This is a genomic window from Isoptericola sp. Y541 (assembly GCF_059445465.1).
Genome location: NZ_JCAIUJ010000012.1, coordinates 1 through 12,104, shown reverse-complemented (window position 1 = coordinate 12,104; position 12,104 = coordinate 1). Strand labels below are relative to the sequence as shown.

Sequence of the window (12,104 nt, the reverse complement as noted above, 5' to 3'; positions counted from 1 at the left end):
CGCATGCGAACGGTCCCGTGCGGCGGACGTCGCCGCACGCTCCGTCTACTTCCCCCGTCGCACGATCCCCAGCACGGCGGAGCGATCGGCGAGCAGGGATCCTCCGACCACGACGACGCCGGCGACGAGCGCGGCGAGGGCCCCGACGCCGAGCGCCGCGGGGATCCCCGCGTCCGGGGGCAGCAGCGCCCCCGAGACCAGGGATCCCACCCAGGCGCCGAGCGCGGTCGCCGCGACGATCACCGCCAGCGTGCGCGGCACGCCCCGCACCGCCTCCCGGCCGGCGAGCCTCCCGACCGCCAGGAGCAGGCCCGCCCCCGCCACCGTCATGCCCAGCGAGGTGGCCAGGCCCAGCAGCATGAGCACGCCCGGCTGGTCGCGGGCGCCGGTCAGGGCGGGCAGGGCGAACGCCGCCACCGCCACGACGGCCCAGCCCGCCACCGTCACGGCCACCGCGGCGCGCTGCCGATCGATCGTGTAGAGCGCACGCGACAGGTGCAGGATCAACGAGAAGCCGACGATCCCCGGAGCCATCCAGGCGACCGCGACGCCCAGCCCGGCGACGGATCCAGTCGCGATCCCGGTGAACACCACCTCGACCGCCCCGGACGCCGCCACCAGGGCGGCGACCCCCACGCCGGCGACGACGAGGAGCGTCCGCGTCGTGGTGGCGAGGAGGCGCCGGAAGGCGTCGTGACGATCGTGCGCCACGTGCTCCGCGAGCCGGGGGAACGTGCTGGTCGCGAGCGGGAACGCGAGCACCGCGTAGGGCAGGAGGTACACCTGCTGCGCGAACCAGTAGGTCGCGAAGGTCGACTCCGGGCCGAACCGCGACGACGCCCCGAGCATGGCGAGCACCGACAGCTGCTGGGCGACGAGCGCACCGACGCCGGCGAACGCGAGCTTCCGGGCGCGCGTGCCCTCCCCGCCGGGGAAGCGCAACGTCGGGCGGAGCCGCACGCCGGCGCGCAGCACCGGGGAGACGAGCGGCAGCGCGAGGACCGCGACGCCCGCGGTGGTCCCCCAGCCCAGCCACGCGATCGCCTCGCCGGACAGCGCGGCCACGTCCGCCTGGTCGCCGTCGGCGAATCTTGCGAACACGAGGAACACGGCGATGACCGCGAGGCTGGACAGCAGCGGCGAGAACGCCTGCCAGAAGAAGCGCTTGTGCGCCTGGAGCACGCCGCCCAGCACCACCGCGACCCCGTACAGCGGCACCTGGAGCGCGAACACGCGCACGAACGTGGCCGTGACGTCGACGAGCTCGGGGTTCTCGGGCCACAGGACGAGCGCGATCGGGTACGCGAGGAGCGCGAGCAGGCCGCCGAGGGGAACGAGGACGGCGAGCGTCCAGCCGAGCATGGCCGACGCGATCCGTGAGACCTCCGTCCCCGCGCGCCGCACGATCGGACCGGCGAGCAAAGGCACCACGGAACCTGCGAGAGCCCCGCCGGCGGCCACCTCGAAGAGCACGTTGGGCAGGAGGTTGGCCGCCTGGTAGGCCGCGCCGATGCCTTCGGTGCCCACCGCGCCCGATTGCACCAGGGACCGCGCGAACCCGACCAGCCGGCTCGCCACCGTGACGACGGTGATCATCACGGCGGCGCCCGCGAGCGTCTGGGTCGCGGCCCGCAGCCCGCCCGAGCGCGACGTCATGCCCGTCACGACTCCGTCGGTGCGTCCTGGCGTCGCCCCCACGAGTCCGCGCGGCGCAGCCACGGCGTGCGGTCGATGACGGCCGAGAAGCTCACCCGCTCGGACGCCAGCGTGAGCCCGACGACCGACGCCAGGGCGGCGACCCGGACAGCGCGCGGGGCCCCGAAGGCCCACTGCGCGCCGACGAGCGCGCCCAACGCGTTCGCCCCGCCGTCGCCCAGCATGTCGCGCTCGTCGAGGTCCCCGGCGGCGGCGCCGGCCGCGGCCCCCGCGATCGCCCCGCTCGCCGCGCCCGCAGACCCGCACGAGACGGGCAGGCTGAGCGCCGCGGAGGCCTTGAGGGCGCGACCCGGCCTCAGGTCGAGCAGGTTGAGCAGGTTGGCCGTGCCGGCCATCAGCGCGCCGTTCACGGCGACGTCCAGCAGGTGCCCCGCGGCGCCGCCGGGCCCGGCGGAACGGCGCCGCGTGCCGATCGCCGCGCCGACCAGCGCGGTGGCGCCGATGCCCAGCACCTTGAGCCCGCCGGTCGTGAGCCGCCCCTCGGCGAGGGCGCCGAGGTGGCCGCGCAGCCCCTTGACCCGAGTGCTCGTGTCTTCCGCGAGATCGTCCACGAGCCCGAAGGCCGCCGCACCCGCCGTGGCGACGACGGCGCCGGCACGCTCGCGCCCGCCCCCCGCCGCGAGGGTGCCCGCGACCAGCCCGGCGGCGACCGCAGGGCCCTCGAGCATGCTGACCGGTTCGCCGCGGTGGTTCGTGCGCGTCCAGCGGGCGGCGCCGCCGGGCGGGTCGGTCTCGAGGGCGCGGCGGGCCAGCGTGGTCCCGGCCGCCCCGACGACGGCGGCGCGCAGCAGCGCGCCGAGGCCCGCGCCCATCAGCCGTCCCCCTGCGTCTCGCCCTGCTCGACCACGGGCGGGAGCACCGAGGCCCCGTCCTCGAAGCCGTACTGGTCCACGGTGCCGGCCTCCTGCGCCGCGATCGCGAGCGGCACCACGATCTGGCCGGTCGTCTGCTCCACCCCGCTGACGGTGCTCACCAGGTCGGCCAGCCGGTCGTCGGACCGGATCGCCGACACCAGGTCGCCGTCCTGCGTCGTCGGGCCGGCCAGCACGGCGGTCCCGACGATCTCGGCGGACGTACCCGCGAGCGTCGTGAGGGCGCCCACCCCTGTCTCGGCCGGATCGGCGTCGCCGGTCTCCTCCTCGTCGCCGGTGCCGCCGCCCGAGAGCAGCAGGATCGCGTCGGCCGGGGCTGAGGGCTCCGCGATGGCCTCCACGAGCCCGACCTGCTCCAGCAGGTGCTGTTGCTCGGTCGCCGCCTCGCTGAACGCGTCGGGCTGCGTGGGGTCGGCGTCGGTGAGCGCGACCGAGAGCGATGCCGCGAGCAGCTCGGCGGTCCCGGACTCGTCGTCGATCACCCCGTCGACGAGGTCGGCCGGCAGCTGGTCGCGCAGCCCGCCCGCGACGGTCTCGCGCAGCGACAGCTCCTCCGCCGACGTCCAGGACCCGGTGAGCCGCTCCTGCGCGACGACCGTCCCGTCGGCGCCCTCGATCTGGTCGAGCACGGCCTGCTCGGCGCCGTCGCTCACCTCGTCGACCTCGACGACGGCGACGCGCTTGCCGGTCAGCGAGCCGGCGACGAGCTGGTCGCCGGCGCTGTCGACGAAGCGGCGCTGCTCCTGGGCGATGATCTGTGCCTCCCCGAGCTCCTCGCGCAGCGTGTTGCGCTCCGTGCGCAGCGCGTCGACCTGGTCGGTGAGCTGGTCGCCGATGGCGCCCTGCAGCGGGCCTGCACCGAGGATGATGCCCACCGCGAGGGCGAGGAACACGGAGATCAGCGAGACGAGGTGGTACCTGAAGTCGATCACGGTCGGCGGAGGTTCCTTCGGGTCGGGACGGGACGGGCGGGCGGCGTGCCGAGGGGTCGGGAACGGCGTCAGCCGCCGAAGAGGCTACCCACCCACGAGACGAGGTCGTCGATCCGCGCACCGACGAGCCCGAAGAACGTCTGCCCGGCGGAGGTGGACAACAGCGCGGCGACGACGGCAGCGACGCCCGCCAGGGACAGCAGCGTGAGCTGCAGGTTGGAGATGCGGGTGCGGTACAGCCGGGACACGCCCTTGGCGTCCACGAGCTTGCCGCCCACCCGCAGCCGGGTGAGGAAGGTGCTGGCCATCCCCGCGCGCCCCTTGTCGAGGAACTCCACGAGGGTGGCGTGGGTGCCGACGGCGACGATCAGCTCGGCGCCCTTGTCGTCGGCCAGCAGCATGGCGATGTCCTCGCTGGTGCCCGTCGCCGGGAAGACGACCGGCTCGACGCCGAGCGCCTCCACGCGCTCGAGGCCCGGTGCCGACCCGTCGCGGTAGGCGTGCACCACGATCTCCGCGCCGGAGGACAGCGCGCGGTCCGAGACGGAGTCCATGTCACCCACGATCATGTCGGGCTTCCAGCCCGCGTCGATGATCGCGTCGGCGCCGCCGTCGACGCCCACGAGGACGGGGCGGTTCTCCGCGATGTACGACCGCAGCATCGCCAGGTCCTCGCGGTAGTGGTACCCGCGCACGACGATCAGGACGTGCCGGCCGTCGAACTGCGTCCGCACGTCCGGCACCCCCACGCCGTCGAGCAGGAGGTCCCGCTCGCGGCGCAGGTACGTCATGGTGTTCTCGGCGAAGTTCTCGATCTCCGCGGACAGGCCCTCGCGCGCCTCGGCCGTGTCGGCCGCGACGGTGGCCTGGGTCTGGCGAACGCCCTCGGCGACGGTCGTGCCGTCGACGCGGACCGCGCCGCCGTCGATCGTGACGGACGCGCCGTCGGGCAGCGACATCACCGCCGGTCCCAGGTCGTCCACCAGGGTGATCCCCGCGTCGACCAGGATGCCCGGCCCGGCGTTGGGGTACCGGCCCGACGTCGAGCGGGACGCGTTCAGCACCGCCGCGGGGTTGACCCTCACCAGGGCGTCGGCCGCGACCCGGTCGATGTCCACGTGATCGATGACGGCCACGTCGCCGGGCCGCAGCTTCTTGGTCAGGTCCTTGGTCCGCGTACTCACACGGGCAAGCCCGGACACCTCGGGTCCGTCGTCACCGGCGTCGGGCGCACGCACGGACTTGCGCAGGATCATTCTCATCGCCCCTATCGTCCCACGGTGGAGGACTCCAGGAGCTCGACCGCGTGCTGGCGAGCGGTCGCGGACTCCTCCTGCCCCGAGAGCATCCGCGCGAGCTCGCGCACGCGGCCCTCGTTCGTGACCTCCTGCACACCGGTCACGGTCACCCCGTCGCCTCCGTCCGGACCGTCTCCGGCTACGCCGGTGCCGGTGCCGGTGGACGACTTCGTGACCACCAGGTGCGTGTCCGCGAAGGCCGCCACCTGCGCGAGGTGGGTCACGACGACGACCTGGGTGCTGCGGGCGAGCGTCGCCAGCCGCCGGCCGACCTCGACCGCGGCACGTCCACCCACGCCGGCGTCGACCTCGTCGAAGACGAACGTGGGCAGCGGGGCGCCCGGCCGACCGTTGGTGCCGGCGTCCAGCCGCGCCGTCGCGAGCGCCACCTCGACGGCCAGCATCACGCGGGATAGCTCGCCGCCGGATGCGCCCTTGCCCAGCGGGCGGGCCGGGGCGCCGGGGTGCGGTTCGAGCTGGAACGACACCTGGTCGGCGCCCCACGGGCCGGGCTCCTCGGCGGGCGCGACCTCCACGACGAGCCGCGAGCCACGCATCGCGAGGCCGGCCAGCTCCTGCGTCACCGCCTCCGCGAGCGCCTCGGCCGCGGACCGTCGCCCGGCCGAGAGGGTCTCCCCCGCCGCGCCGAGCTCGGCGTCGAGCTCGGCGGTGCGCTCGCGCATGGACGCCAGCCGCTCGCCGCCGTCGTCGAGGTCGAGGAGACGCAGGCCCGCGTCGCTCGCCCACTGGAGCACGTCGTCGATGGTCTCCCCGTAACTGCGGGTGAGGGTGTTGAGCTCGGCCAGCCGCGCGTGCGTGGTCTCGAGACCGGCCGGGTCGGCCTGCAGGTCGTCGACGTAGGCGGACAGGTCGGTCGCGACGTCGGCGAGGAGGTAGCCCGCCTCCGCCAGACGCGTCGCGTGCCCCCCGAGCGCCGGGTCGTCGTGCGCGGCCGCCTCGAGCGCACGGCGCGCCCGCTCCACCGCCTCGACCGCGCTGCCCTCCGACTCCACGTCGTCGCCCGCAACCGCGTCGTGCGCCTGCTGCGCGGCGACGCGCAGTCCCTCCGCGTTGCCCAGCCTCCCGACGAGCGCGGTGAGCTCCGCGTCCTCCCCGGGCCGGGGATCGACCCGCTCCACCTCGGCGAGGCCGAGGCGCAGCAGCTCCCCCTCGCGGGCCCGCTCGGCGCCGCGCGCCGTGAGGTCGGCGATCTCCGACAGCAGGCCCGCCCGCTCCGTCCACGCGGCGCGGTACGCGTCGAGCCGGTCCTGGTGCTCCGGTCCCGCGAAGGTGTCCAACGCCTCGCGCTGCTTCGCCGCCGTGCGCAGGCGCAGCTGGTCGGCCTGGCCGTGCACGGTCACGAGGTCGTCCGCGATCTCGGCCAGGACGCCCTGCGGGACGCCGCGGCCACCGAGGTGCGCCCGCGAGCGGCCGACGGCCGCGACGGTGCGCAGCACCACCACGGTGCCGTCGTCGTCGACCTCGCCGCCCGCCTCGTCGACCCGCCGCACCACCGCGGGGTGGGCGGCGACGCGCAGCCGCCCCTCGACGACGGCGCCGTCGGCACCGGGCCGCACGACTGCGGCGTCCGCCTTGCCACCCATGAGCAGGCCCAGCCCGGTGAGGACCATCGTCTTGCCGGCGCCGGTCTCGCCGGTGATCACCGTCAGGCCGTCGGACAGCGGCACCCGGGCGGCGCGGATCACGCCCAGGTTCTCGATCGCGATCTCCTCGAGCACCTATGCCTCCTTCTCGTGCTCGGGCGCACCCGTCGGCCCGGGCACGTCCGGGCCAGTCTCGTCCGGGCCGGTCTCGTCCGGGCCGGTCTTGTCCGGGCCGGTCTCGTCCGGGCCACGGTGATCCGGCCGCTTGGCGGCCAGCTCCCGCCAGCCCACCACGGGCAGCGAGAACTTGGACACCAGCCGTTCGGTGAACGGCGCCGGCGAGAGCCGCGCGAAGCGCAGCGGCAGCGCGCCCCGCCGCACCTCGACCCTGGACCCGACCGGCAGGTCGATCCGTCGTCGCCCGTCGCACGTCAGGACGCCCGCGACCGGGCTGCGCTCCAGCACCTTCACCGTGTACGTGGAGCGCGGCCCGATGACCAGCGGCCGCGCGAACAGCGCGTGGGCGGAGAGCGGCACCAGGAGCACCCCGTCCACCTCCGGCCACATCACCGGCCCGCCCGCCGAGAAGGCGTGCGCCGTCGACCCGGTGGCCGTGGACATCACCACTCCGTCGCACCCGAACGAGGAGAGCGGGCGGCCGTCGACGGCGATGCCCACCTCGATCATGCGCTCGCGCCGCGCCTTCTCGACCGTGGCCTCGTTCAGCGCCCACCCGGTACGGGGCGCGTCCTCGCCCGGCAGGTGGACCGCGACGTCGACGACCGCGCGCTCCTCGACCTCGTAGTCGCGCGCGGCGAGCCGACGCACCGCGTGCCGCAGGTCGTCGCGCTCGCTCTCCGCGAGAAAACCCACGTGACCGAGGTTGACGCCCAGCAGTGGCACCCCGGTGCCGTGCGTGAGCTCGGCGGCGCGCAGGATGGTGCCGTCGCCCCCGAGCACCATGACGGCCTCGGACTCGGTGACGCCTTCTCGTGCCCGGGCCGCGGCCATGTGGTCCCCGAAGGACTCGGCCAGGTCGTCGTCGTGCAGCGCCACCTCGAAGCCCGCGGCCGTGAGCTCGCGCACGGCCTCGGACAGCGCCGCCACGGCCTCCGGTCGGCCGCCGTGGGTGACGATGAGGACTCGGCGGCTCACGATGTTCCTCCGATCGGCAGGACGGGTGGGGTCGACGGCGGCGCGTCCGGTCCGGCGGGTTGCCAGGCCACCGCCTCGGCCGCGGCGGGGGCGGCGGCGTCGCCCGGGGCGAGCCGGTCCCGGTCGGCACCCGCCGGGCGGAACCAGCAGAAGTACTCCCGGTTGCCGCTGGGACCGGGCAGCGGGCTCGGCACCACCGCGCGTGCCACGAGGCCGCGCCCCGCCGCCGCCTGCACCACCGTGCGCACGGCGTCGACGTGCAGGCCCGGGTCGCGCACGACGCCGCCGGTGCCCAGCCGCTCGCGCCCCACCTCGAACTGGGGCTTGACCAGCAGCAGCGCATGCCCCTCGGGTGCGAGGACCGCCGCGAGCGGCCCGAGCACCAGCGCCAGCGAGATGAACGACAGGTCGCCCACGACGACGTCCGGGGCGTGCTCGAGGTCCGCAGGTGTCAGGTCGCGCAGGTTGAAGCCCTCCACCACGGTGACCCGCGGGTCCTCCCGCAGCGACGGGACCAGCTGCCCGTGCCCGACGTCGAGCGCGACCACGCGGCGCGCGCCGCGCCGCAGGAGGACGTCGGTGAAGCCGCCGGTGGACGCGCCGACGTCGAGGCACCACCCGCCGTCGATCGCACGCACCAGCGCACGGCCCTCCGGGTCGGCATCGAGTGCGTCGAGGGCGCCGGCCAGCTTCCCTCCCGCGCGCGAGGCGTACCCCGCGTCGTTCGGGTCGTCGAGCACTGTCACGAGCGTCCCGGCAGGAACCGGCACGGATGCCTTGGTGACGGCCCGGTCGCCGAGGCGCACCCGGCCCGAGCCGATCAGCTCCGCGGCCTGCCGTCGCGACCGGGCCAGGCCACGGCGGACGAGCTCCGTGTCCACGCGCACAGCCGGCATCAACGCGCCGATCCCGCGTGCGGCCCGGCGCCGCTCCCCGGCTCCTGGTCCGGCTCCTGGTCCGGCTGCCCGTCGAGGCGGGCGCGCAGGGCGTCGTGGACCTGCGTGAACCGGGCCACGTGCTCGCTCACGGGGACCTCGTCGAGCCCCTCGAGGCCCGCGACGCCCTCAAGACCTTCGTCGTGGGCCGGGCCATCGGGACCCTCGGGGTGGTCGGACGTCGCGTCGGGCAGCGCCGAGTCCTGCGTCATCGTCCCTCCCTGTCGCTCGCGGGTCGCGGGTTCGCACGGTGCGAAATGCACGGGGACCGCCGGTCCAGGCGACGCGGACGCCGCCGGCCGAGGTCCGGGTCCACGCTACCTGCTGCCGGCGACGTCACCGCGCACGACCCACAGCCGACCCGCAGGCCGCGGGGCCGGTGTCAGGCCCGCAGCTCCGGGACGGAGTCAGGATCCACGGAGGCACCGGTGTCGGCGGCGGCCCACGCGGCCGCGCACGCGGACCGGACGACGTCGATCCCGGCCGGTCCCTGTCGGTCCAGCTCCAGGCGCCCGTCGGTGACCCGCGCCGCGCGGTCCGTGCAGGTCCACCAGCCCTCCCCGTCACGGACGGGCAGGGGGTGCGGCTCGAGCAGCGCACGCAGGTCGCCGCCCAGGAAGTCCGGGCGCAGCGCGGGCTCCGCCAGCACGGCGTCGCGGGCCGATGAGACGCCCGTGAGCACGTGCAGCCCCGGGTACCCGCCCGAGCGCGCGCCCGCCAGGTCGGTGTCGAGGCGGTCGCCGATCACCAGCGGGTGCTCGGCGCCCGCCCGGTCCACCGCCAGCCGGTACATGGTCGGCGACGGCTTGCCCGCGCTGTCGGGCTGCACGCCCGTCGCGGCCACGACGGCTCCCACCAGGGCACCGTTCCCGGGCGCGAACCCGCGCGCCGTCGGGAGCGAGAGGTCCAGGTTGCTCGCCACGTGCCAGGCGCCGCCCGCGACCGCGTATGCGGCCTCGGCCAGGTCGCTCCACGCGAGGCCCGTGGCGTAGCCCTGGGCTACCGCCGCCGGGTCGTCGTCTGCGGAGTCCACGACGGTCAGGCCGGCCCTGGCGACCGCCGTCCGCAGGCCCGCGCCGCCCACCACGAGGACACGCGCCCCGGGTGCGAGGCGGGTCCGCAGCAACGCCGCGCAGGCCTGTGCAGCCGTCATGACCTCGTCCGCAGCCGTGGGGATGGCCAGACCCGTGAGCTGGTCGGCCACCTCCTCGGGCTCGCGGGAGGCGTTGTTCGTGACGAAGACGAGGCGCATCCCTGTCTCCCGCGCCGCGGCCAGGCTCTCCGACGCGTGCGGGATCGGCAGATGGCCGCGGTACGCGACCCCGTCCAGGTCCACCAGCGCGAGGTCGTGTGCCGCCGCGAGCGGGCCGGAGCAGCCCTGGAGCGTCGCCGTCATACCGCGTCTCGATCGTCGGAGACGCTCGCCCCCTCGTCGGCCGGCTCCCCCTCGGGCTCGACCGCGTCCGTGGCCTCGTCGGTGCTCGATGCCTCCTCGGTGTCCGCGTCCTCCGGAACCTCACCGGCCGTGGGCTCGGCCCCGGCACCCGTCCCTGGCGCGGCGTCGTCCATGCTGCCGGCGTCGTCCATGCTGCCGGCGTCGTCCCCCGCCTCGGGAGTCTCGGCCTCCGCGAGCTCGTCGTCGTACGTGTCGTAGACCACGACCTCGTCGTCGTCCTCGGGGACGCCGGACGCGCGCTCGAGCGCCGCAGGGTCCACCCCGGCCAGGATCTCGGTCGCCTCGGCGGTGCGCCCTGCGGCCTCCAACGCGAAGGCGCGCGCCTGGAGCACGCGCAGCCCCAGGTCCCCGCGGCGCTCCGCCGCGGGGATGCGGTCGAGGACCGCCAGTGCCGCGGCGTACTCGCCGAGGTCAGCCCGTGCGCCGCTCGCCACGATCGCGAGCTCCGTGCGCCCGTCTGCGTCGAGGGTCCTCGCCTCCTCGCTCGCTGCCAGGGCAAGGGCACGCTCCGGGCGGCCCAGCCCGCGCTCGGCGTCGGCCATGAGCGGCAGGTGCTCCGACGACCCGTTCAGCCGGCGTACGGTGCGCAGCTCGCGCAGCGCCTCCGCGAACCGCGCCGTGCGGTACGCCGCGATACCGGCAGCCTCGCGCACCACGTCCACGCGCCCGCCTCGCCGCACCGCAGCCTGCGCGTGCTCGTAGGCCTTCTCCGGGTCGGTGTCGAGGAGCCGCCCGGCCATCACCAGGTGCAGCCCGATCCGCTCGGCGTTCTCCTTGGTCAGCCCGCGCAGACGGCCGCGGACGTCGCGCCCGAGCTGTCCCATCGTCACGTCCTCGTCGATCTCCGGCTCCGCGACCCGCGGCCGACGGTCGGACGTCGGCGCGGACTGCGTCCCGCGCGCTGCGGCTCCACCGCGGGCCGCGCCGCCCGCGGGCCGGCGTACCGTCGTGCTCTCCGCCCCGCGCGGCCCACGAGGTGCAGAACCCCGGACACCGTCGCTGCGGCCGTCGGGCCGCTCCCGCGAGTCACGACGGTCGTCGCGCGGGGCGCTCGTCCGCTCCCGGCTGTCGCGCCGGTCCCGCTGCCCCTCGAACCGGTCGCGGCCGTCCCCCGCGTCGCGTCGACCGTCCGGCGAATCGCGGCGGTCCCGGCGGTCGTTCCCCACGCGCCCTTCGCTGGGCCGGCGCTCACCGGAACGACCGCCCTCGGGCCCGCCGCGGTACTTCGCTTCACGGCCCTCCGGACGTCCGGACGCCGAGCCGGATCCGCGCGACGAGTCCTGCCGCCGGCCACCGTCCCGGTACCCGCCAGACGTCGACGGTCCCCCGCCTGCACGTCCACGGTCGTCCCGCCGCCGGTCGTCAGGTCGACCCTGGTCGTCCCGCCGCCGGTCGTCAGGTCGACCCTGGTCGTCCCGCCGGCGGTCGTCAGGTCGACCCTGGTCGTCCCGCCGGCGATAGTCGGAGCGACCATGGTCGTCGCGCTGCCGCTCATCAGGCCTGCGGTACTCCCGCGCCCGGTCGTCCGATCCGCGACCCCGGTCGCTGCGAGCAGCACCCTGGTCAGACCGAGCAGGACCCCGGTCAGGCCGAGCAAGACCCCGGTCAGACCGAGCGGGACCCCGCTCCGCGGACCGCCCGCCCCGGGGCGACTGAGGTCGGTCGTCCTGATCCCGTCGGCCGGCAACCCCGCTGCCCCGCCCCTTCGGAGCCTCTCCGCTCCTGGGGCGGGCCCCCGCTGCAGACCCCGACGCACCGCGGCTCCCGTCGCGCGCTCCCGAACGGGGATTCCCGCCACGGGACGACGACGAGCGATCGCCGGTACCGCCCTTGCTCTTGTCCCGTGGTGAATCGTTCACGGTGTTCCTTCCGACGCCGACACAAGCCGTATTCTCCCACGCCACCGTCCTCCAGGACGGCGTCGTGCTCGGTCACCGGTGTGAGAGGACGCACTACCGGACGCGAGCCAGCCCGCGCCTCGGCCGGTCCCTCCGCACACGGACCGCGCGTAGCTCATCTCCTCCAACGCATCCACCGCAGTACCGAACTCCAGACATGCGAAAGGCCCACCCCGGGTCAGGGGTGGGCCTCTCGTGAATAGATGTCCGGCGGCGTCCTACTCTCCCACCCCCTCTC

Annotated in this window: 10 protein-coding genes; all 10 read right to left on the bottom strand. The window is 75.7% G+C overall.

What is annotated here, in order from left to right; genetic code table 11:
- Window positions 1–45: 45 nt before the first annotated feature.
- Window positions 46–1,656, bottom strand: a complete 1,611-nt coding sequence (gene murJ / locus AC1C2V_RS18920) for a murein biosynthesis integral membrane protein MurJ (RefSeq protein ID WP_495391262.1) — start codon at window positions 1,654–1,656, stop codon at window positions 46–48.
- A gap of 5 nt (window positions 1,657–1,661) precedes the next feature.
- A complete protein-coding gene (locus AC1C2V_RS18915) occupies window positions 1,662–2,528 on the bottom strand; it encodes a hypothetical protein (protein WP_495391199.1) in 867 nt (288 codons plus the stop codon).
- Window positions 2,528–3,520: a copper transporter gene (locus AC1C2V_RS18910; RefSeq protein WP_495391198.1), complete on the bottom strand. Its 993-nt coding sequence runs from the start codon at window positions 3,518–3,520 to the stop codon at window positions 2,528–2,530. Before AC1C2V_RS18910 ends, AC1C2V_RS18915 begins: the two co-directional genes overlap by 1 nt.
- 68 nt (window positions 3,521–3,588) lie before the next feature.
- The gene (steA, locus tag AC1C2V_RS18905) at window positions 3,589–4,782 is read right to left on the bottom strand and encodes a putative cytokinetic ring protein SteA (RefSeq protein WP_495391197.1); all 1,194 of its coding nucleotides are present in this window, start codon (window positions 4,780–4,782) and stop codon (window positions 3,589–3,591) included.
- Window positions 4,783–4,787: 5 nt separating this feature from the next.
- On the bottom strand, window positions 4,788–6,557 hold the full coding sequence (recN, locus tag AC1C2V_RS18900) for a DNA repair protein RecN (RefSeq protein ID WP_495391196.1): 1,770 nt from the start codon (window positions 6,555–6,557) through the stop codon (window positions 4,788–4,790).
- The gene (locus AC1C2V_RS18895) at window positions 6,558–7,577 is read right to left on the bottom strand and encodes an NAD kinase (protein ID WP_495391195.1); all 1,020 of its coding nucleotides are present in this window, start codon (window positions 7,575–7,577) and stop codon (window positions 6,558–6,560) included.
- On the bottom strand, window positions 7,574–8,458 hold the full coding sequence (locus AC1C2V_RS18890; protein WP_495391194.1) for a TlyA family RNA methyltransferase: 885 nt from the start codon (window positions 8,456–8,458) through the stop codon (window positions 7,574–7,576). Before AC1C2V_RS18890 ends, AC1C2V_RS18895 begins: the two co-directional genes overlap by 4 nt.
- Window positions 8,459–8,472: 14 nt before the next feature.
- Complete coding sequence (locus AC1C2V_RS18885; protein WP_495391193.1) at window positions 8,473–8,724, bottom strand: hypothetical protein; 252 nt, start codon at window positions 8,722–8,724, stop codon at window positions 8,473–8,475.
- Window positions 8,725–8,894: 170 nt separating this feature from the next.
- Window positions 8,895–9,908: an HAD-IIA family hydrolase gene (locus AC1C2V_RS18880; protein WP_495391192.1), complete on the bottom strand. Its 1,014-nt coding sequence runs from the start codon at window positions 9,906–9,908 to the stop codon at window positions 8,895–8,897.
- Complete coding sequence (locus AC1C2V_RS18875; RefSeq protein ID WP_495391191.1) at window positions 9,905–10,792, bottom strand: hypothetical protein; 888 nt, start codon at window positions 10,790–10,792, stop codon at window positions 9,905–9,907. The genes AC1C2V_RS18880 and AC1C2V_RS18875 overlap by 4 nt, the downstream gene beginning before the upstream one ends.
- Window positions 10,793–12,104: the final 1,312 nt, after the last annotated feature.